Genomic DNA, 22298 nt, shown 5'->3' on the forward strand with positions numbered 1-22298 from the left:
CTTAACAAAAATAGCCATGAAGAAACCAATGTTTATGTTGATCGCGAAATACCCATAACCAGCGACCTTGCTTGGTATGAGCAATGTAGTAATCGCGCATAATTTCGTCGCCATCCCACCATCCGGATACGATTCGTTCTGGCCCATGCACCAGCGATACTTGTTCTTGCAGAGCAATTGGGACAGGCAGTTGCATTGCTGGGCGCAGCAAATCTGGGATGCTATGAGTGGGTACGTCTGGCTCATCGGCTAGTCGGTATTGGCTGGCTTTCTCCGGTCTTGGGTCGCAGGCAATATCTGGCTTGAGCACCGCATTTTTCCCAAGTTTAGCTTGGAGTAAAGAGAGCAGTTCTAACGCATTCATCTGTCCTTTGGGCCCAGAAAAAAGATCTCGCGCAGCACTTAAAGGCTCACCCTGACGAACAACTTTGAGTGTCAAACCGATCACCGCTCCATTAAGCGTGAGCGACTCTAAGCTCAAACTCGCCAGTTGTTGCCAGCGATGGCATAGATAATCGCCTTGAGCAGAGGTGAGCTGAAGATGTTGCTCGTGTTTATCGCGTTGATGGAGCGTTAAGCGAAGTTCAAAGGCGACTTTGTCTCGCAATTTTAGAAAGGTTTCGAGTTGGCGAAGGAGCTTTGCTAACGGTTTTTCAATCCATTGAACGTTTTCGATCTCAAACAGTAACTCCAAATACACTTGGAACGACTCGCTTGGATGGTAAAAGTCGACAGGGTGTTTGAACTGACCAGTAAGTCGTCCGACGTAGTTGACTAAATCAATATCAAAACGGCGAGCGATGTCTTGCAATGGCAATTCCAGTAACCCTTGCAGCGTTGTTACGCCCACTCGTTGGAGTTTTTCAACATTGGAGGGCGATAAATCGGTTAGGGTTAATGGCAACGGAAATAAAGCTTTTTGGATAGAAGTTTTATCTTCGTTAAGCACATTCGCACCAGATAATGCCATCAATTTAGCGGAAAAAGGTGAGAAGCCACAACCAAACTGAAAGCTCAATTTTAGTTCATCTAAATGAGTTCGGATTTTATTCCAATAGTTTTGTAATCCTTCATAGAGATTAAGCATTGGCGTCGCACGCAGCAAAATACCTTGGTTTGGCATCAATACGACATCAGAAGTGACCAAATACATCCATTGAGCCACCTCTTGCAACTTATTCCACTCCGTTTGTGGGTGGTAAGGATGTACTTGCAAGTCATGGCACAAAGACGCAGCACTGCCTAAGCCCATATTTGGCTTAATGCCTTGCTGCTCGGCCGTCTCGTTGTATTGAATAATCCGGCAGCGTTGACTTTCGACAATGACGACCGGGTGCTCTTGGTTGTTGCCAAACAGCGCATCCAACTGTAGGCGAGGGAAGTGCAAGTAGATCCACAAAACCATGTGATTATCCTTGATTCGCCAATGGGAAGTTCACCACAGTCGATGGGATATGAGTCATCACTGGCATCACCAACTGCGGGTAATCATGTTGAAAGTCGATATTGATACTGCCTTTGTTCCAGCCCCCTTTGCGTTTCAATACTTCCACATTTACGCCTTGTTCATGACCTTGCAGCTTTAAGCTCAATGACACAGGTAGGGACAAGCGATTTGCCATGCTCGGTTTGAGCATAAAAAGCGGACAAGCGCCTTGTTCACTGGCAACCTGTAAGCGTTTTACTTGGTGGATTTCTAGTTCGTCTTGCCATAGCAATACGTTGGCACAAACACCACTTTTCAGACACTGTTCTGCGGCCCACAAAGCATCTCGATGATGTGTAGGACTTACGATCCAAACTTGGTTTATATCTAAGCCAATATTGTGTAGAAACAGCGAATTCATTAACGCTGGAGGCTGAATGAATGCGGTTACCCCTCTCGAAAGAGACGCTTTTAGATATGGAGCGAGTAAACGCAGTTCACCAATACTGCCTACGGATTCCATCTCTACCACACCGTGAGAAGGAAAGCCGCCACCAAGCAATTCGTCTAGCTCAGCAAAACCGGAGCTGCTTAGGAATTGATGGTCGTCCGCTTTTGTTAAATTGGCCTGCCAAACAAGATGCTGGCTTTTTAAGTGTTGTAAGATGTCTTGCATAAATAAAATACCTGTATATATATACAGTATATTTCTATGGTGAAAACACGCAAGATTTTTGTCAGTGAGAAAATGAAAAAAGGCAGCGTTTGCTGCCTTTTTAATCGATTATGTGAGGTTGTGATAATGTATTATTTACGCTTAGGTTGGGCGTCAATACACTGGCCGTGTATGTCTGTCATCGCAGGATCCATCAAATGCAGATACAGCGGCATAATGTCTAGCGGTGTTTTCAGCGTGTTCGCGTCTTCACCTGGGTACGCTTTCTCACGCATGCGAGTTCGAGTCGCGCCAGGGTTAATTGCGTTAACGCGCATTGGCGTGTCACTCAACTCGTCCGCCAATACTTGCATCATACCTTCTACTGCGAACTTAGATATCGCATATGGGCCCCAAAAAGCACGGCCAGAATGGCCAACGGTAGAAGAGGTAAAGATAATGCGACCTGCTTCAGATTTACGCATGACAGGCAGTAGTGCTTGAGTCATCAGCACCTCGGCTTTTACGTTAATCTGCATGATGTCATCGAAGTCCTCTTCGTTGATCTGCTCGAATGGACATAACGCGCTAAGAACACCAGCGTTGTGTAATAAACCATCTAGTTGACCAAATTGACCTTCAATGGTTTCGGCCATATCAATGTAGTTTTGCTTGGTCGCGCCTTTTAAATCGAGAGGGATGATCGCGGCTTGTGGGTAACCTGCGGCTTCAATTTCGTCGTAGATGGATTCAAGATTCTTAACGTTTCGGCCTAATAGAATCACAGTCGCGCCGTGCTTGGCGTAAGAAAGCGCCGCTTGGCGGCCAATGCCATTACCTGCACCAGTAACAAGAATGACTTTACCTTCTAGGGCATCTTTTGAATCGGAGTAGTTCACGGTATTTAATCCTTATTATTGTAAGAGGGTCCATGTAGTGGGTTAGCGCTAAAATACGCCTGTTTCTCAATGGAAAATCTTGGTAATCGTGACAAGTTGGTTACAATACACCAATTCATGTGTTATACCAATTCCAGAACTTTCGTTAGGTATGCTATCAATCAGAACAAGTGGTTACAAACCACGTTGCCTTCTCTCTGATTTATCGGTGTAGCATAGCGACATATTCGCTGGAATGAGATAAAGGAGCTCTCATTGGAATTTTTATTAGATTACGGCTTATTCTTGGCCAAGATTGTGACAGTTGTTGCTGCGATCATTGTCATTCTCATCCTTGTTAAATCGGTTGGTAGCAAATCGGGCGCTGCAAAAGGCGAACTCGAAGTGACGAATCTTTCTGAACAGCACAAGCAATCTATCGAGCAGCTTGAACACTATTTGCATGACGATGCTTTTATCAAAGCTCGTGACAAAGCGGTGAAAAAAGAAGAAAAAGAGAAGAACAAATCTCGCGAGAAAGAAATCAAACAAGCGAGCAAAGAGGGGGCGCTAGACAGCAAACGCGAACCACACCTGTTTGTTCTTGATTTCAACGGTAGCATCGATGCAAAAGAAGTCGCGTCTCTACGTGAAGAAATCACTGCCATTTTGGCTGTTGCTCGTGAAGGCGATGAAGTATTGCTTCGTCTAGAGTCTGGTGGTGGTATGGTTCATGGTTACGGCTTAGCTTCCTCTCAACTCGATCGCATCAAAGCGGCCGGACTTCCTCTGACCATCTCGGTTGATAAAGTAGCAGCAAGTGGCGGTTACATGATGGCTTGTGTAGCAGACAAAATTGTTTCTGCACCATTTGCGATTGTGGGTTCGATTGGTGTCATCGCACAAATTCCAAACTTCAATAAGCTGCTGAAAAAGCACGACATCGAGTACGAGCAGTTAACGGCTGGTGAATACAAACGCACGCTAACCATGTTTGGTGAAAACACCGACAAAGCACGTGATAAATTCAAGCAAGAGCTAGAAGAAACGCACGTATTGTTCAAAGACTTCATCCGTGAGCGTCGTCCAAGTTTAGAATTGGAAAAAGTGGCGACGGGTGAGCACTGGTTTGGTACTCAAGCTAAAGAGTTGGGACTAGTGGATGAAATCAGCACCTCTGATGATCTTGTTGTTGCTGCGTGCAAAGAAAAAACAGTGTTAGCCGTTCATTACGTGCAGAAGAAAAAATTGGCAGACAAGCTTGCTGGTGTAGCAAGTAAAGTCGCTGACAGTGTTGTGCTTAAACTTGCAGAGCGTGGTCAAAAACCAATTGTCTAATCAATGAGATAATTCGGTCATTCAACATGGCGAGAGTGAAAACTCTCGCCATTTTTATTGGAACTAATTTGTCTACAAACGACTCAATATCCAGTACTTATTTTTATGTGTCCTGATGAACCCAAGTGAGCATTGGGTGTAATTCTTTACACGACATTTTTCCTCGCTCCAGAAGGCGATTACCCGTATAATACGCGCCTCGAAAACCGAGCAAATTGCTAAAAAGAAACTATAGGTGGAGAAGAACATGTCCTCTCAAACTCCGGTTGTAACCGTAGATGGACCTAGTGGTGCAGGTAAAGGCACTTTATGTATGTTGCTGGCGAAAAAGTTGGGTTTCCAACTCTTAGACTCTGGCGCAATTTATCGTGTACTTGCACTCGCTGCGATTCACCACGGTGTTGATACTGAGTCTGAAGATGCTCTTGTCCCGCTAGCGACACACCTAGACGTCCAATTTATCGCCGAAGGTGACCTAGTGAAGGTTATCTTAGAAGGTGAAGATGTCTCAGGTGAGCTTCGTAAAGAAGAAACGGGTATGGCTGCGTCTAAAGTGGCTGCATTACCACGCGTTCGCGAAGCATTATTGCGCCGTCAGCGTGCGTTTGAAGCCGCTCCTGGCCTTGTTGCTGATGGTCGTGATATGGGTACGGTTGTATTCCCAAGTGCTCAAGCAAAAATTTTCCTTGATGCAAGCGCGGAAGAGCGTGCAAATCGACGCCTTAAACAGTTGCAAGATAAAGGGTTAGATGTTAGATTTGCTGACCTTTTAAGCGAGATCCAAGAGCGTGACGACCGAGATCGTAACCGCCCAGTGGCGCCACTACGCCCTGCAGAGGATGCGCTTGTGCTAGATTCTACGTCGATGACTATCGACGAAGTAGTAGAAAAGGCACTACAATATATCGAATCGAAGCTAGCTGAGTAATGATACTCGACTAAGCTAAGAGCGTTGGTCGCAAGGATGATGACCGGCGAATTTAATAACCCCATGAGGTAGGATACCCGTGGACGTTTAATTTATTGAAGATTAAATAAATGACTGAATCTTTTGCTCAACTCTTTGAAGAGTTTCTAAACGAAACAGAATTCCAACAAGGCAGCATCGTTAAAGGTACTGTAGTAGCTATCGAGAACGGTTTCGTTCTTGTTGACGCTGGTCTTAAGTCTGAATCTGCTATCCCTGCTGAACAGTTCAAGAACGCTGCTGGCGAACTTGAAGTTGAAGTTGGCGCTGAAGTAGACGTAGCTCTAGACGCTGTTGAAGATGGTTTCGGTGAAACTCAACTTTCTCGTGAGAAAGCTAAGCGTCACGAAGCTTGGATCGTTCTTGAGAAAGCTTACGAAGAAGCTGAAACTGTTGTTGGTATCATCAACGGTAAAGTTAAAGGCGGTTTCACTGTTGAACTAAACGGTATCCGTGCTTTCCTTCCTGGCTCTCTAGTAGACGTACGTCCAATCCGCGACACTGCTCACCTAGAAAACAAAGAGCTAGAGTTCAAAGTTATCAAACTTGACCAAAAACGTAACAACGTAGTTGTTTCACGTCGTGCTGTTATCGAATCTGAAAACAGCGTTGAGCGTGACGAGCTTCTAGAAACTCTACAAGAAGGTTCTGAAGTTAAAGGTATCGTTAAGAACCTTACTGACTACGGTGCGTTCGTTGACCTAGGTGGCGTTGACGGTCTTCTACATATCACAGATATGGCTTGGAAGCGCGTTAAGCACCCATCTGAAATCGTTAACGTTGGTGACGAGATCCAAGTTAAAGTTCTTAAGTTCGATCGTGAGCGTACTCGCGTATCACTAGGTCTTAAGCAACTAGGCGAAGATCCATGGGTAGCAATCGCTAAGCGTTACCCAGAAGGTCACAAACTAACTGGTCGCGTAACTAACCTAACTGACTACGGCTGCTTCGTTGAAATCGAAGAAGGCGTTGAAGGTCTAGTACACGTTTCTGAAATGGATTGGACTAACAAGAACATCCACCCTTCTAAAGTTGTTAATGTTGGCGACGAAGTTGAGGTTATGGTTCTTGAAATCGACGAAGAACGTCGTCGTATCTCTCTAGGTCTGAAACAGTGTAAAGCTAACCCATGGCAGTCATTCGCTGAAGCACAAGCTAAAGGCGACAAAGTTACTGGTAAGATCAAGTCAATCACTGACTTCGGTATCTTCATCGGTCTAGAAGGCGGCATCGACGGTCTAGTTCACCTATCTGACATTTCTTGGAATGTTGCTGGCGAAGAAGCTGTACGTGAGTACAAGAAAGGCGACGAGATCTCTGCAGTTGTTCTAGCAGTAGACGCTGAGCGTGAGCGTATCTCTCTAGGCATCAAGCAAATGGAAAACGACCCATTCAATGCTTACGTTGCTGACAACAAGAAAGGTACTCTAGTTAACGCTACTGTAACTGCAGTTGACGCTAAAGGTGCTACTGTTGAAATCGCAGAAGGCGTTGAAGGTTACATCCGTGCTTCTGAAGTATCTCGCGATCGCGTAGAAGATGCTTCTCTAATCCTAAGCGCTGGTGATGTTGTTGAAGCTAAGTTCACAGGTGTAGACCGTAAGAACCGCGTAATCAACCTATCTATCAAAGCTAAAGACGAAGCTGAAGAGCAAGAAGCAATGGCATCTATCAACAAGCAAGACGAAGCTGCTTTTGGTAATGCAATGGCTGACGCTTTCAAAGCTGCTAAAGGCGAATAATATACTCGCTTAAGCTAAAAAGGAGCCGCAAGGCTCCTTTTTTATGTTCAAAGTAGTAATACTAATGCTGGTAAACTATCTTAATAAAAGGCATTTCATCATTACGCAATTTGCGTAAATTTTGTCTAGAATTGTTAGCAAGTGTTTGTTGGAATTAGTATTACTTACTATAATGAGTGATAAAGATACTCAAAGAGGGCAACTATGACTAAGTCTGAACTGATTGAAAGACTCTGCGCTGAGCAAACACATTTATCAGCGAAAGAGGTAGAGGATGCTGTAAAAGATATTTTAGAGCACATGGCCTCTACACTAGAGAGCGGTGATCGTATCGAGATCCGTGGCTTTGGTAGTTTTTCTCTTCATTACCGTGAGCCTCGCGTCGGTCGTAACCCTAAAACGGGCGACAAAGTGGAATTGGAAGGTAAATACGTTCCACATTTCAAACCTGGTAAAGAGCTTCGTGAGCGTGTGAATCTAGGCTAACGCACTCTTATTGGATTAAAAAAGCGGCATACTTTTGTGTATGCCGCTTTTTTGTAATATCGCTTACGAAAATTCAATTAGGTCATTTCATACGCAAGTTGTGATACCCAAATAACTTTAACTTCTAGGGTGTGTCTACAAACCCAGCATCTTGAGGTTACTTGGGTATAGATTATTGCTAATATACGTAGTCTGAAGAAGCATTTTCCTGCATAATCTTACCTACTTACTCCTCGAAGGGTGATGTAAAATGAAAATTATAAAAATCGTTGCTGTTTTAGTTCTCTTTTTAGTTGCACTGGCTTTAGGCTCACAAAACCAAGAACTTGTGACCTTTAATTACCTTTTAGCGAAAGGAGAATTCCATTTATCAACGCTATTGGGCGTGGTATTTGTGGTTGGTTTTGCTGTAGCTTGGGTTATCTTCGCTAGCATTCAACTAAAAACTCAGCTTCAAGTTCGACGTCTTAAAAAGAAACTGAAAAAGTACGAGCCGGCTGAAGCAGAAAAAACTGCAAAGCCAGCCATTGAAAAACAGGCATAAGGATAAGGCTTAACTTTAATGCTTGAACTACTCTTCTTGTTGTTGCCGATAGCGGCTGCGTATGGCTGGTACATGGGGCATCGCAGCGCTCAGCAAGACAAGCAGAAGCAATCTCATCAAATTTCCCGTCAGTATATGGCGGGTCTGAACTTACTGCTCTCTGATCAATCAGATAAAGCCGTAGACCACTTTATTGAATTGCTCCAAGTTGACAACGAAACGATTGATACTCACTTAGCGCTGGGTAATCTTTTCCGTTCTCGTGGTGAAGTCGACCGTGCTATTCGTATCCACCAAAATCTCATTTCTCGTTCTGGTTTGACTCTAGATCAGAAAAACTTAGCCCTGCAGCAGTTAGCGAAAGACTATATGGTGTCGGGGTTTTTAGACCGAGCTGAAAAAATCTTCGAACAATTAGTTGAAGAGCCCGATTACAAAGAGGCGGCGCTCCAACAGTTAGTCACTATTTACCAGCAAACGCGTGAATGGGAAAAAGCGATTCATTACGCCAATCAGCTAGCTAAAATGGGTAATCAGCGTAGCCGTATGCGTACAAATATTGCGCATTTTTGGTGTGAAATTGCCATGCTAGATCAAGCTGATGGCAATACGAATAAAGCTATCCAGCATTTCAAAAAAGCACTTTCCGAAGATCCAAAATGTGTTCGAGCAAGTATTTCGCTCGGCCGGATTTACTTGGAGTCAGAAGACTACAAACAAACCATTAAGTATCTAACGGGTGTATTGGAGCAAGACAAAGACTTTGTGAGCGATGTTTTGCCGACAATTGCTGAGTGCTATCACCATCTCGGGCAAGAAGATGAACTGGTCGAGTTTTTACGCGCCTGTATTGATAAAAAGGCAGGGGTGTCAGCGGAGTTGATGCTGGCTCAGTTAGTCGCTCACCATGAAAGCGTCGGCGCTGCCCAAGAATTGCTGACGAAACAGCTACTGAAAAATCCAACCATGAAGGGCTTTTATCGCCTGATTGACTACCACATTGCAGAGGCTGAAGACGGTCGCGCAAAAGACAGTTTATCTACATTACAAGCGATGGTTGGAGAACAATTAAAAGTAAAACCGCACTACCGATGCAGGAAGTGTGGCTTCTCTACTCATTCCCTTTATTGGCATTGCCCTTCCTGTAAAGGGTGGGGGACGATCAAGCCAATCCGCGGATTGGATGGTGAATAGTTTTAATGCAGCTGGCAGAGTTTCTGTCCGCTGCATTTTTTTAACCTTATGTCTAACAAGTAAAAGAACCAAAAATAATTAGGAGATGAAATGATCGACCAAAAAGTTATTGTCGCACTGGATTATGATAACCAAGCTGATGCGCTAGCGTTTGTAGATAGAATTGATCCTGCGTCATGTCGCCTAAAAGTCGGCAAGGAAATGTTTACGCTATTTGGTCCTGATTTCGTACGTGAACTCCACAAACGTGGTTTTTCCGTATTCCTGGATTTGAAATTTCATGATATCCCGAACACCTGTTCAAAAGCGGTACGCGCTGCTGCTGAGTTAGGTGTATGGATGGTGAACGTTCATGCAAGCGGTGGTGAACGTATGATGACAGCATCACGTGAGATTCTTGAGCCATATGGTAAAGATCGTCCACTTCTGATTGGTGTAACGGTACTGACTAGCATGGAACAAAGTGACTTGGCAGGTATTGGTCTGAATGTCGAACCGCAAGAGCAAGTGATTCGTCTAGCGACATTGACTAAGAACTCAGGTCTCGATGGTGTAGTGTGCTCTGCGCAAGAATCTTCACTACTTAAAAATGAGCTAGGTAAAGAGTTTAAACTTATCACTCCAGGAATTCGTCCTGCTGGTTCTGAGCAAGGCGACCAACGTCGTATTATGACGCCAGTTGATGCTATTCAAGCGGGTTCTGACTACCTTGTTATTGGCCGTCCGATCACTCAGGCGACGGACCCTGCTGCCGTATTGAAATCTATCAACGACAGCTTAGCTAGCAAGTAATAACTCTCGAGCATTAAATGGATAAAGGTGAGGCTAGGATGCCTCACCTTTTTTGTTTCTCAGAACAACGAATTACCCGATGAGAACAAAGGTTCTACGGATTATTCTTAGTCCTACAGGGGAATGCACTATATCGATCACACTTTAATAACATAATTGATAATGATAAGCCGAAAATGCAACCATGTGCTGTAGATGGCTTGCGTTACAAATAGGTAACGAATACTATGTCGAAGATGCATTCACTGCGTTGTAAGGTCTAGGATGACCTGGTGAAACTCTTTGAAATCAATATAGAAGTCGGCAGGATGTCGCTTTCATATTATGCCCCTACTATTTCCTATCTGCGTACTGTCGTGTCCGCAGCCTATCGTGAGCTTCACACTCGTCTTCCTTGTACTGACCTTAGTGCGCAAACACAACAAGGAAGAAATATGACCAAAAAAATGCCATTTTCAGTTTTGGCTGCACTGACTGCTGTCAGTTTTCAACTGCATGCAGCTGAGTTGCCTGCTGATATCGAGTGGGTTTCAAATAATAATGAGCCGTTATTTGCTTCGGAAGAAGCCGTTTATGGTGGAACTTACCGCACTTACATCGAAAGTTTTCCGCAGACATTACGCAGTGTTGGTCCGGATGCTAACTCTGGATTGCGTCAATATTTGATGGATGGCACACCAAAAATGGCTCAACGTCACCCAAATACGGGTAAGTGGATTCCTCAATTGGCTAAGTCATGGGCATTTGGTGAAGATAATAAAACGGTTTATTTTAAGCTTGATGACACTGCGAAATGGTCTGATGGTGAGAAAATCACGGCCGATGATTATGTCTTCATGATGCAGTACTACACCTCAAAAGACATTATTGACCCTTGGTACAATGACTTTTTTACCAACAGCATTGTTAGCGTGGAAAAAATTGATGATTACACCATCCGCGTTAATTTAGCGGTTGCACAGAGTCATGACTCTCTGATGGTCATGATTAATATGCCAAGCAATGGTTTCCAACCTCGTCCAAAACACTTTTTCAAAGGTGAGAAGGATGAAAACAACGATGGCATGCCGGATAACTTTGTACGTAAATTTAACTTCAAAGCTGAACCAACGGCAGCACCATACTACCTAGATAAGGTTAAAAAAGGGAAAAGTGTTACCTTTAAGCATGTTGGTGAAGATTGGTGGGGCTACAACAATCGTTACTATAAGAACCGTTATAACGTAGAGAAAGTGCGTATCACAGTTATTCGCGATCCTGACATTGCGATGAAGCACTTCGAAAAAGGCAATCTCGATTACTTTGAAATGGTGCTACCAAGCTTTTGGCACGATAAAACGAACACTGATGTTTACAAAAAAGGTTATATCCAAAAGTATTGGGGATTCAACCAATCACCACAAGGCGCTGGTGGTGTATGGATGAATACGGCAATGCCTTTGTTGGATAATCTTGAAGTGCGCAAAGGCATCATGGCTGCAACAGATTTTGATGGCATGATAGAGAACATCATGCGTGGTGACTACTCACGTAAGCCACATGGTTTGGGCTTTGGTCATGGTGAGTATGACGATCCAAACAACACACCGCCAAAGTTTGATGTCGATGCTGCGGTTAAGCATTTTGAAAAAGCAGGTTTTGATACTTTAGGTTCAGATGGTATTCGCGTAAACGACAAAGGCCAACGTTTAAGCTTTGCGATTACGTACGGTTACAACTCATGGACACCTCGTATTGCATACTTAAAAGAGCAAGCGAAGCTGGCAGGTCTAGAGTTCACATTGAACTTAGTCGATGGTTCATCTGCGTTTAAGTACATTTTAGAGAAGAAGCACCAGCTGGCATTCCTGAACATGGGATCTGGTGAGATTCCAGCTTACTGGGAGTACTTGCATTCTGACAATGCGAACAAGCCGCAAACCAATGCTCACACCAACTACAGTAGCCCAGAACTCGATAAGTTGATCGAAGCGTATGATGCTGAGTTTGATCAGAATAAACGTTATGAGCTGTCGCACCAGATTCAAGAATACGTAAAAGAAGCAAATATTATTGTTCCTGGGTACATGGTGCCTTACTCACGTGTAGCACATTGGCGTTGGGTTAAAATTCCAAAAGATGGCATGACTAAAGCAACGGAATGGGTTCTGCACCCAATGGATATCGGTAACTTCTGGATTGATGAATCCGTTAAGAAAGAGACTGAAAAAGCCATGAAGAGCGGTAGATCCTTCCCAGAAGTCACCGTGATTGATGATCGCTACAAGCTGTAATCGTTACTGACTAAGATAGAAAGAAAGCCCCACCATATGAGTGGGGCTTTTTGTTTATGGATCATGCTGCGTTAGCTAACTAAGTAAGACGCCTCTAATAGGTAAGTTTTTACATCACCTAGGGGCGAAAACGCTTTGTCGATCGTTTTAAATCGTTCATCAATAGAATCACAGGCGATGATTTGACTGAATGTTTCGATTGATAACGCTTCATTTGTTCTGAAAAACTGATGGACGTTTTCCAACTGAACTTTATGAACGTGTTCGACTTTAGTTAGTGCATTTGTTAGATCTGAAATATTAATCGACATTGCTACTTAATGACCTTATCTACAGGCTTTGCTGAGCCATAGGACGTGGGCTTTATATTTGGCGGTAGAGTATCACTAACCTGTGGAGCACAGACTGATGGAGATCAATTTGTGCAGTTCGTACCAGTGTCAAACGCTTTGAGATAGAGGTGAGCTAGCAGAAAGTCTAAGCACCTAATGCTTGGATGGCGATATTATGCTTAATGTAAAACCGAAGTAAGTATTTTTATTCTTTATCAAATGTAGATTATGAATGGAAATAATTGAGTTTTCATTAAATAAATATGAAATATAAATAACGTAATAAAAATACTCTTGCCGGTTAACTTCACTATTAATATTGATGTTTTTCTTCGTTTTTCATAATAATCTAGATCAAAATCACAGCATCATTAAATTCAATATAACCAAGAAGTAGCGCTAGTTAATTAGCTTTACATATCAACAAATTACTACTATTTTTGTTGTATGCGTCTTATGGTGTTAATTTATGAAGTACTTAGTTACAGGTGCGGCAGGTTTTATTGGTAGTGCAACTATTAGAAAACTAAACTCATTAGGATATGAGGTTGTAGGTATTGATAATATCAATGACTATTATGATGTTGAGTTAAAGTATGCAAGATTAAGTTTTATAAAAAATCCATTATTTCGATTCTTTAATATGGATATATCAAATAAAAATGAAATAGAACGTTTATTTGAGAAAGAAAAGTTTGACAGAGTTATCCATCTTGCCGCACAGGCTGGTGTTAGATATTCACTTGTAAACCCACATTGTTACGCTGAATCGAATTTAAGTGGATTTTTAAACGTCTTAGAAGCTTGTCGTAAAAGCCATATCAAGCATTTCATATATGCATCTTCCAGCTCCGTTTACGGCTTAAACAAGAAAGTGCCTTTCTCTACATCGGATAATGTTGATCACCCCGTTTCTTTATATGCAGCGACTAAAAAATCTAATGAATTGATGGCGCATAGTTATTCTCATCTCTATCAACTTCCTACAACAGGCTTACGTTTTTTTACTGTGTATGGTTCTTGGGGACGTCCAGATATGGCGCCTTTTATCTTTACTGAGAAAATAATTAACGGTCAGTCTATTGATATTAATAATAATGGTGATATGTGGAGGGACTTTACCCATATTAATGACATTGTCGAAGGGATAGTCAGAATTTCTGATGTCATACCAAGAATTAATCAGCGATGGCAGTTTGAAAATAGTACTCCAGCGGATAGTTCTGCTCCTTATTCTATTTACAATATTGGTTATGGTTCACCGATTTGTTTGATGGATTTTATCAAAGCAATAGAAAATGAACTCGGAATAGAAGCAAAGAAGAATTATCGAGAGATGCAGCCAGGAGATGTATACCAAACCTATGCTGATACAACAGCTTTCTATCAAGCCACTGGTTATCGGCCGTCAGTTTCCGTAGAAGAAGGTATTGCCGAGTTTGTCGCTTGGTACCGGAATTTTTATAACAAGTAAAAGATTTGTCATTCAGAACTTTCAAGGTCGAGAGTTCACATAAGGTTAGAGCTATGTTACCGAGTATATCAGTCGTTATTCCTGCAAAAAATGAACAAGGAAATATTGGGAAGTTAGTGAAAGAAATTCATGCCAGTTTAGAAGCATACCCTAACGTCGAAATTGTCATTACGGACGACGGTAGTACCGATGATACGGTGCAAGAGGCACTTGAAGCTGCTAAAGAATGTGGGTGTGACCTGCAAGTGGTAAGCCACGAACATAGTTGCGGTCAAAGCACAGCAGTGTTAACTGCCGTCAAACATGCAAAAGGCGAGTGGATTGTTACCTCCGATGCTGATGGGCAGAACGATCCGTCGGATATGCCTAAGATGCTTGAGCTTGCTGCTAAAGTCAGCAATCCGAATTTTTGCATCGCGGGTTATCGAGCAAAAAGGTTAGATACAGCTTGGGTTAGGTTTCAATCGAAGGTGGCGAACAGAGTGCGTCATGCATTACTAGGTGATGGTGTTCCAGATTCTGGTTGTGGACTTAAAGTCATCCCTAAATCGACTTATCTGCGCTTGCCGTATTTTGATCATATGCATCGGTTTTTGCCTGCGCTCATCAAAGCGATGGGCGGGGAAATCGTCGTTCACCCAGTCGCGCACCGAGACAGAGAAGCAGGCACTTCCAATTACAATGCATGGAACCGTGCTTGGGTAGGGATTGTTGATATGTTTGGTGTGATCTGGTTACAAAAGCGCACGAAAAATCCGATGATCAAAGCTGTCAGCATTGCCAATGAAAATGCAAAACAATGAAATGGTTAAAGCTTGCACTTCTTATACTTGCTGGGGTTTTGTTAGCAAATCAGCTCGATAATCCCGTTTTATCTCACCTCACAGATAGGAACTGGCTGGTTGGCTACATTCAAAAAAACGGGGCTTTAGGGCATGTGGTCATCTTCACATTCAGTGTGGTGTTTTTGTCGTTGAGTGGGCCAAAGCAAGCCATCGCATTGGTATTCGGCTATTTATACCACGTCCAATTAGGCGTGCTTATCACCTTATTTGCTTGTGTTTTTGGGGCGACATTTAACTACGCCTGCGCGCGCTTTCTCATCGGAAATTGGCTATATCGACGGTTCCCGAAAAAAATGACGCGTTTTAATTCATTTGCGAGTCGTAAGCCGTTTTACAAAATCCTTCTGCTACGTTTGTTTCCGATTGGGAATAACGTCGTGACCAACGTTTTATCGGGTAGTGTCCGAGTGCCGTTCTTTGCCTTTATCTCCGCCAGTCTGTTGGGATACTTGCCTCAAATTATCATCTTCGCATTGATGGGCGCTGGTATTCATTCATCGAGTAATACAATGATATATCTCAGTATTTTCTTTGGTATTTTTAGCGCGGTACTCACAGGGTTTCTCTATCGAGATCATATTAAAAGTCGTGTCGAATTATTGAATATGGAAGAGGAAGTATGAGCTTAGTGACGTCCAAGTGTCGACAAGTTTGGCAAAGTGATGACTATTATCAAACCCTATGGTTTTTGTTGTTCCTCGCCTTCATCATTATTTTTTCGGGGATAGGGTTACGGGACCCATGGCCTGCCGATGAACCACGCTTTGTCGAAGTCGCTCGAGAGATGGTGCAATCGGGAAACTGGTTTTTTCCTACCAGAGGGGGAGAGCTCTATCCCGATAAACCGCCAGTATTTATGTGGTCAATGGCGGCTTTTTATTGGTTGACCGGCAGTCTAAAAGCAACGTTCATGTTACCTAATGCGATTGTCAGCCTAATTGCTTTGGTGTGCTGTTACGATATTTCCGCAAAGCTGTGGAATGTCAAAACTGCGCGAAATGTGGGCTTTCTACTATTGCTTGCTCCACAATTTATTATTCAAGCAAAAGCGGCGCAAATTGATGCGATGGTAGCCGCGTGGATCACCATCTCAATGTATGGGCTGTTGCGACACTTCTATATTAAGACCAACTGGGTTTGGTATTGCTTGGCTTGGGTGTTTATGGGTCTTGGCATTATTACAAAAGGTGTTGGATTTCTTCCCGCGTTGTTTTTGATACCCGTTTTGTTTTTGCATTTTTCTGGCAGACACCATTTTGATGATGCGGTTTCGTGGAAGCTATTACTGGGCCCAGTGTTCATGCTTTTGACTATTGCATGTTGGTTTGTGCCTATGGTTTCGATCGTAGAGATCAGTCATAACCCTGATTTTGCTGCTTACAGAGACAACATCTTGTTTAAACAAACGGGTGAGCGTTATGCGAACTCTTGGGGACACATTCAGCCATGGTATTACTTTATTGTCAGTGTGATTCCCGTTATGTGGTTCCCGCTGTACTTGGTGTTTTTCAATAAGAAGTGTTGGCAACAACTACGATTATCACCTGCGTTATTAAGTTTGTTCGCTTGGGTTGTGCTTGTTATCGCTTTCTTTAGTCTGAGCCCGGGTAAGCGAGGTGTTTACATATTGCCAGCGCTTCCAATGCTTGCTGTTATTGCGGGTTATGCGTTAACGAACCAAGCTTGGCCTAAATGGACCGACAAATTACTTAAAGCTATCGTTTTGATTTTAAGCGTAGTTTTGTTTTCTGCCGCTGTTGTTGCAGGTCTAGAGGTTAAATCCGTCACGAAGCATTTAGGTGAGTACGATTCCATATTCCCTTACGTCGTATTCTTTCTTGTTGCTGCAGCGATTTGGGTTGGCGCATTTTTCAAAACGCGCACGGTACAGGCTCGATATACCTTTTGGGTGGCTCTTGCGCTGACTTGGGTCTGGTATAGCGTTACGGGATATACATTGCTTAACCCAGTTCGCACGCCGGCTAAAGAGATCATGTCAGAAGCACAAAAAGCAATCGGTAAAGATGGTGAGTTAGGACTGACGCTATTTAAAGAGCAATTTTTGCTGTTTTCACCTGTGTCGGTAACACATTTTAGCTATTTGTCAGATCACAAAGAGCAAGAGCGCAATGCTTGGTTGTGGCTACAAGAAAAGCCGAATCGGTATATCTTGACCCAAGGTGGGAATGAGATGGAATGTTTCGATGCCAACAAAGCGAAAAAACTAGGGGAAGCCCACCGCCGGGATTGGATTTTATTTGATGCCGAGAGTGCGTTTGAATCCTGTCAGCCGCCAAGAAGCATCAAACGATATGAGCTACATATCGACAAGCCATATTCTTAATCTCTTGAGCCGCTAAACATACATAAACAAGAAAGGGGAGCGTGATGCTCCCCTCCCTGATCTGATGACTTTCGTCTCTGGTGTCTATTTACTATAGCTGCGCAGCCATATCGTCGGTTAGTTGGTTCAAACCTGCCGACAGTGCATCAACCAGAGCGTCGTAGCCTTCATCTTGCAATGGCATCAATATTTTTACTTGCGAGCTTCGAACGACGTTGCCGCTTGCATCGATGAGTAACCATTCACCTTCAATCTCTGCATTACCTTGGTAGCTACCATTAAACTTGTTCAAACTAAGTTGAAGCTTGGATTCTCCACTTTGATCCAGAAGATTATTCATTTCAACTGGCCAATAGTCGCTTTGTTTTTGGCGTAGCTCAGCCACAATACGTTGGGTAATTTGCTCAGAAATACTTTGGGCCCACTGGTGGCGTTTGGCTTGAACAATCTGAGTATCTGATGTGCGATACACAATACTATTGTCATTCAGGTAACTAGCGAGTTGAGCCGGACGAATCACCAGTAAAGGGCGTTCTGCAACGCTCATCTGGTTAGACGTTTTTGTCTCAGCTTTAGGTAGGAGATACAGCGCCCCCGTTGTTTCTGGCGCGCTGCTGCATCCTGTCAATCCGGTTACAAGTGCTGTCGCTAATAAAAATACACGTTTCATTATTGTTGCCCTCTAACAGGAATTGGATCCTTCACTTCATCTTCTCCAAATACTAATGAGTTTGGTTTTTCATTTAGCTGCTTTAAAACAGGTTTGAATTCCGTCATCACCTTCTCTAGCTCTTTCAATGTCGATTCCATTTCACTGTACATTGTCGAGTTAGGGCCGTATCCATCCAGCGTTTTTTGCAGTTGCTGCAAGCTTTGGCGAATATCTGCAGGGATCTCTTGTGTGTCTTTTTGGCTTAAGAGCTTATCTATGCTATTCGCCACTTTTTCTGCGGACGCCAAGGTGCGCTCAGACGTTTTCAACGTTGCGTTCAGAGACGTTAATGTATCTTCCATTGGTAAGTTATTAAGCTTGTTTAAGAAGTCATTTACTTGGCGCTGAACCTGTGCAAAGCCACCTCGCATTGTAGGGAAGACGTCTAGCCCTTCATACGTGTTAGCTTCATATGGCGTATCGTCTGGATAAAAATCCGCATCAATGTACAGTGCACCAGTCAACAAATTCCCGGTTTTTAGTGTGCCGCGAAGTCCTTTTGCAAACTCGTCTTTTAGTTTCTCTTTGAACATTTCCATCGAGTGGGACTCAACATCACCGTATACACGGCCTAGCTCAATACGGACTAACACCGGAATTCTCTTAGCCGAGAAATGCTCTTCTGGAGTTGGAAGACGCATAGGCACTCTCATTACTGTACCAATGCGTAGGCCTCGGTATTCAACCGGAGCTTTGCGTTTTAGGCCACGAACGGACTCTTCGAATAGCATTACGAATTCGATGTATTCGTCGTACATGCCTTCGCGTACTTGTTTAACATCATCGTACAAACGGAAGTTCGTCATGTCTTTGGTAAGAGCTTCGCCTGACTCCATTCCAGGAATGCTATCAAAGGTGACGCCACCAGTAAGAAGGCTTTCAAGCGAGCCAAATTTCACTTCAAATCCTTCCGCATTCAATTGTAGATCGAGGCCTGAATTGAGCCAGAATTTGGTGCGAGTGCGCACTAAACTGTCGTAAGGCTTAAAGATGAAAAGTTGGTAAAGAGCACGGCGCGTATCTACGTCAAAGCTGGTTTTCTCTACTCGCCCAACCGTAAAGCCTTTATAAATAACCGGGTCACCCACACCAAGCTTACCTGCTTCACGGTGAGTCAAGACAATGCGCAGACCTTCTGCGTCAGGCGAAGCGACAGGTGGCACATCCAGAACTGCGAAATGATCTTTTTCGACCTCAGAACTGCCCGGTTGCAATTGAATGTAAGCACCGGAGAGAAGGGTTTCCAAACCAGAGACGCCATCACGGCCAATGCGCGGCTTCACCACCCAAAACATGGTGTCATCTCGCAGCATGCGCTCCGCGTCTTTATTCATCTGCGCTTTGGCGATGATGTGATCGTAGTTCTCACTGAGTGTGACTTCAGTGATCAGTCCCACTTTTACATTCAGTGCGCGGATTTCTGTCTTGCCGACTTCAATCCCATCTGCAGTTGGCAGCTGTAAAGTAATTTGTGGGCCAGTACTGTTGATGTATTGGAACAGCATCCACGCTCCCATGGCTAGCGCAAGGATCGGAACAATCCAAATAGCAGAAATCTGCTTTTGCGGTTTTATTTGAGCGGTTGCGTTGTTCTCATCACTCATATTTGGCTTTCTCAGTTAGGTTATTAGTCATCGGCTCTTGCACTTCGCTCTGTGGTAGTTGCCACAACAAACGGGAGTCAAAAATCATCGCAGAGAGCATGGTGAAAATGACCACTGCGGCAAAAGATAATGCAGCAGGGCCGGGGTAAATGGCCATTAAGTTTTGCAACTGAACCAGTGCAACCAAAATGGCGACAACAAAAATATCGATCATTGACCAACGGCCAATGAATTCGGTTAATCGGTATATCTTTAAGCGCGAAATGCTCTCTTCAGGTGGAAGGTATTGAGCCTTTTGCGCATTGTAATACAACCACGCCAACGCCAACATTTTCGCCATCGGGATAAACACACTCGCGAAGAAAATCACCATGGCGATAGGGTAGGAGCCTAAATGCCACAGCAAGATGACGCCTTCCATAATGGTTGATCCTTCTGAGTGCCCAAGACTGACGGTGTACATCATAGGGTAGAGGTTTGCTGGGATATAAAAAATCACCGAGGCAAACAACAATGCCCACGCTTTTTGTAGGTTCTCGCTGGGGTTGTATTCGTGAAGTCGACTGTAACAGCGAATACAGCGCTGATGTTTTTTATCCTCGATGGGATTGAGTTGGTGGCAAGTGTGGCAACCGATGTGATTGTGGTTGTGGTGAGTGTCACCTTCTTTCACGCTTGGTAACTCGATTGCCGGAATAAAGTGCCCCCACAGCCAGCTTTTATCGACCATCGAAATGCATTTCACCACCAATATTGTGTATACGCAAAACGCCCAAAACGAGCTGCCCATACCGATGTCGGCCAGAGACGCAATTTTAATTAAGCTCACCAATACGCCAATTAAAAACACATCGACCATTAACCACGGTTCAACTCGAAACAGAATTCGGCAAAGTACTTTGGCCATACGCTGCTGCTTTTTAGACGGCGGATGGTTGCGAGCTTTTAACGCCTCAAGGTGCAGAAAAAGGATCAAACCCACATAGATAGCTGGCAAAACGACGACCGTCGCGAGCAGAAGCGCACCAAGAAGGGCGTTTTGAAATTCAGCCAGCATTTTGGCTGCGTGAAGCAGAGTGATCTCTTGCGACAACCCTTGCACGCTGAATGACATGAATGGGAAAGAGATACTGAGCACCAGCATGATCAAACACGCAGACGATACCGCAATCACGCTTTGATAAGGCTTGGCGTTAATTTTTGTAAGTGAATGCGAACATCGAGGGCATTGAGCTTTTTGCCCTTGCTCGATCTCCGGAATGCGGACGACAAGGCCACATTCTTCGCAAGAAATTAACTGACGTGAATTAGGTTGAATACTCATTGGGTAGGTTTTGAATTCATTTGTCCTAAGAATACTCTGTTTTCACTAGACACGCTTGTGTTGATTCAGGAGTTTACGAGTTTCTTACTTTTGCAATCGCCGTACTCGTGTTGCTAAAACATGCCAAGCGACGCTGAAAAGTATGCAACATTTTACTGCTAGGGTTTGAAATTGGGAAGTCGTTACCGCATAGAAGTGGTTTGAGTGAAGCAAATGAAATGGTGATTTTTGGGATGAGGGAGAGAAAGAACCTGCCCAAGCATAGGGCAGGAATGTATATAAGGATGTAGCTATACGGCAAGCTCTAACGTTGCTACTCAACCGTTCCGCTTGCAAATGCGTTTTTACCTATTTGCTTACCGTTTAGTGTTTTGCCGTAGTAACCTTGGTGCTGGTGGTATTTTTCAGCATTTGCGGTGACGCTGCCTTTAAATCGAGGATCTTGTGGGCGTTCGTGACTATTGATGTACGCAGCAACGTCCCAAGCTTCTTGCTCAGTCAGCTGCACACTTTTTCCAAGTGGCATGTTCTCATAAATAAAATAGGCCGCTGTGTTAATGCGGTGCATACCTGCGCCCCAGTTATACGCAAATTCGCCCCAAAGCGGAGGAATGTATGAATGGCCGTCGGTGCCTTTGATACCCGAGCCGTCGGCGCGATGACAAGTCTCGCAGTTCTTTTCATAGACTAAAGCCCCTCGCTCTGGTGATGGTTCTTGCTTCGGTGCGGCGATTTTTGGGTAGCCACGTCCTGCGAGGTTGCCGCGCTCTTTAACCGGTAATGCTTGAGCGATAGCGTCTGGCAAAGGGAAGTCCTGTGCTTTACCACCCACTTGGAGAGCTTTAATGTCTAGCTCTGGCACCGCTTCATCGTTCATACCATAACTATCGAGTAATCCACCCATTGCCAACCAATAAGCGTAAGCGCTGAGGGCAACAATTTCGGGTGAGTCGTAAGCGGGGGCTTTGCCGTTCATGGAGTATTCGAAGCAACCTTGAATACGGTCTGCGTAGCTGTTTACGCGATCGTTTTTCTTGCGATAAGCCGGATAGGCCATGTACGCCGCCCACAGCGGTGCTGCATTGGCTTTTCGTCCTGCTTCCATATGGCAGTTCACACAGTTTTGCTCATTGCCAACGTATTTGCCGCGCATCTGTTGCGAGTTAACAAAGAGCGAGTAACCACGTTTTACTTGCTCACCAAATGCGGTGTTTGGAATTTTACTCAGATCGCGAGGTTGCAAATATTCACCGTGATTCTCTTTTTTTACCGCGGGCAGTTCAGTTTGACGATCCGGCAGTGGCTCGTTGGCCAAAGTAGCAGCAGAGATGAGAGGCAATGCGAACAAAGAATAGAAACGTTTCATGT

At 44.0% G+C, this 22298-nt stretch carries 20 protein-coding genes; 12 read left to right on the top strand and 8 right to left on the bottom strand.

The genetic code is table 11. From position 1 onward, the window contains the following. Position 1: 1 nt before the first annotated feature. The 3 genes from NL646_RS12340 to NL646_RS12350 form a co-directional block, all read right to left on the bottom strand. Entirely contained in the window at positions 2-1405 is a 1404-nt protein-coding gene (locus NL646_RS12340) for a DNA polymerase Y family protein (RefSeq protein ID WP_140156470.1), read from the bottom strand. A 4-nt stretch (positions 1406-1409) separates the two neighbouring features. Further along, on the bottom strand, positions 1410-2102 hold the full coding sequence (gene imuA, locus NL646_RS12345; RefSeq protein WP_015297025.1) for a translesion DNA synthesis-associated protein ImuA: 693 nt from the start codon (positions 2100-2102) through the stop codon (positions 1410-1412). A 131-nt stretch (positions 2103-2233) separates the two neighbouring features. Next, entirely contained in the window at positions 2234-2980 is a 747-nt protein-coding gene (locus NL646_RS12350; RefSeq protein ID WP_253664280.1) for a YciK family oxidoreductase, read from the bottom strand. Positions 2981-3235: 255 nt separating this feature from the next. Between NL646_RS12350 and sohB the strand changes: the two genes are divergently transcribed. The 8 genes from sohB (at position 3236) to NL646_RS12390 (ending at position 12295) form a co-directional block, all read left to right on the top strand. After that, a complete protein-coding gene (gene sohB / locus NL646_RS12355) occupies positions 3236-4297 on the top strand; it encodes a protease SohB (RefSeq protein WP_005494599.1) in 1062 nt (353 codons plus the stop codon). A 247-nt stretch (positions 4298-4544) separates the two neighbouring features. Continuing rightward, positions 4545-5225, top strand: a complete 681-nt coding sequence (gene cmk / locus NL646_RS12360; RefSeq protein WP_011106010.1) for a (d)CMP kinase — start codon at positions 4545-4547, stop codon at positions 5223-5225. 110 nt (positions 5226-5335) lie between these two features. After that, positions 5336-7006 (top strand): 30S ribosomal protein S1, encoded by a 1671-nt coding sequence (rpsA, locus tag NL646_RS12365; protein WP_005494602.1) that lies wholly within the window; start codon positions 5336-5338, stop codon positions 7004-7006. A gap of 204 nt (positions 7007-7210) precedes the next feature. After that, the gene (ihfB, locus tag NL646_RS12370) at positions 7211-7492 is read left to right on the top strand and encodes an integration host factor subunit beta (protein WP_005491075.1); all 282 of its coding nucleotides are present in this window, start codon (positions 7211-7213) and stop codon (positions 7490-7492) included. Between the two features lie 250 nt (positions 7493-7742). Beyond that, positions 7743-8036: a lipopolysaccharide assembly protein LapA domain-containing protein gene (locus NL646_RS12375; protein WP_005457987.1), complete on the top strand. Its 294-nt coding sequence runs from the start codon at positions 7743-7745 to the stop codon at positions 8034-8036. A gap of 18 nt (positions 8037-8054) precedes the next feature. Then, positions 8055-9230: a lipopolysaccharide assembly protein LapB gene (lapB, locus tag NL646_RS12380; RefSeq protein WP_005457985.1), complete on the top strand. Its 1176-nt coding sequence runs from the start codon at positions 8055-8057 to the stop codon at positions 9228-9230. A gap of 90 nt (positions 9231-9320) precedes the next feature. After that, complete coding sequence (gene pyrF, locus NL646_RS12385) at positions 9321-10022, top strand: orotidine-5'-phosphate decarboxylase (protein WP_025502055.1); 702 nt, start codon at positions 9321-9323, stop codon at positions 10020-10022. Positions 10023-10456: 434 nt separating this feature from the next. After that, on the top strand, positions 10457-12295 hold the full coding sequence (locus NL646_RS12390; RefSeq protein WP_017448370.1) for an extracellular solute-binding protein: 1839 nt from the start codon (positions 10457-10459) through the stop codon (positions 12293-12295). 71 nt (positions 12296-12366) lie between these two features. Here the strand turns inward: NL646_RS12390 and NL646_RS12395 are convergent, their stop codons facing one another. Continuing rightward, positions 12367-12606, bottom strand: coding sequence for a hypothetical protein (locus NL646_RS12395; protein WP_005457983.1), 240 nt, complete (start codon positions 12604-12606; stop codon positions 12367-12369). A 490-nt stretch (positions 12607-13096) separates the two neighbouring features. On the opposite strand from NL646_RS12395, the gene NL646_RS12400 reads away from it, so the two are divergent. Genes NL646_RS12400 through NL646_RS12415 form a run of 4 tightly spaced genes read left to right on the top strand, consistent with a single transcriptional unit; the run spans position 13097 to position 17290 of the window. Beyond that, the gene (locus NL646_RS12400) at positions 13097-14101 is read left to right on the top strand and encodes an NAD-dependent epimerase (RefSeq protein WP_017448371.1); all 1005 of its coding nucleotides are present in this window, start codon (positions 13097-13099) and stop codon (positions 14099-14101) included. 53 nt (positions 14102-14154) lie between these two features. Beyond that, positions 14155-14904 carry a glycosyltransferase family 2 protein gene (locus tag NL646_RS12405; RefSeq protein ID WP_025555633.1) on the top strand — a complete coding sequence of 250 codons (750 nt, stop codon included), beginning with the start codon at positions 14155-14157 and terminating at the stop codon, positions 14902-14904. Next, complete coding sequence (locus tag NL646_RS12410) at positions 14901-15569, top strand: TVP38/TMEM64 family protein (RefSeq protein WP_025593952.1); 669 nt, start codon at positions 14901-14903, stop codon at positions 15567-15569. The genes NL646_RS12405 and NL646_RS12410 overlap by 4 nt, the downstream gene beginning before the upstream one ends. Continuing rightward, a complete protein-coding gene (locus NL646_RS12415; protein WP_253664281.1) occupies positions 15566-17290 on the top strand; it encodes a glycosyltransferase family 39 protein in 1725 nt (574 codons plus the stop codon). The genes NL646_RS12410 and NL646_RS12415 overlap by 4 nt, the downstream gene beginning before the upstream one ends. A 91-nt stretch (positions 17291-17381) precedes the next feature. Here the strand turns inward: NL646_RS12415 and NL646_RS12420 are convergent, their stop codons facing one another. From NL646_RS12420 to NL646_RS12435, 4 genes are all read right to left on the bottom strand, one after another. Beyond that, positions 17382-17960 carry a membrane integrity-associated transporter subunit PqiC gene (locus NL646_RS12420; RefSeq protein WP_025540129.1) on the bottom strand — a complete coding sequence of 193 codons (579 nt, stop codon included), beginning with the start codon at positions 17958-17960 and terminating at the stop codon, positions 17382-17384. After that, entirely contained in the window at positions 17960-19606 is a 1647-nt protein-coding gene (pqiB, locus tag NL646_RS12425) for an intermembrane transport protein PqiB (protein WP_005457973.1), read from the bottom strand. Before pqiB ends, NL646_RS12420 begins: the two co-directional genes overlap by 1 nt. Continuing rightward, complete coding sequence (locus tag NL646_RS12430; RefSeq protein ID WP_005457979.1) at positions 19599-20930, bottom strand: paraquat-inducible protein A; 1332 nt, start codon at positions 20928-20930, stop codon at positions 19599-19601. The genes pqiB and NL646_RS12430 overlap by 8 nt, the downstream gene beginning before the upstream one ends. A gap of 313 nt (positions 20931-21243) precedes the next feature. Then, positions 21244-22296 carry a c-type cytochrome gene (locus tag NL646_RS12435; RefSeq protein ID WP_052697646.1) on the bottom strand — a complete coding sequence of 351 codons (1053 nt, stop codon included), beginning with the start codon at positions 22294-22296 and terminating at the stop codon, positions 21244-21246. Between the last annotated feature and the right edge of the window lie 2 nt (positions 22297-22298).

This window comes from Vibrio sp. Y20_XG_PY13 (genome assembly GCF_024181925.1).
GTDB lineage: Bacteria > Pseudomonadota > Gammaproteobacteria > Enterobacterales > Vibrionaceae > Vibrio > Vibrio parahaemolyticus.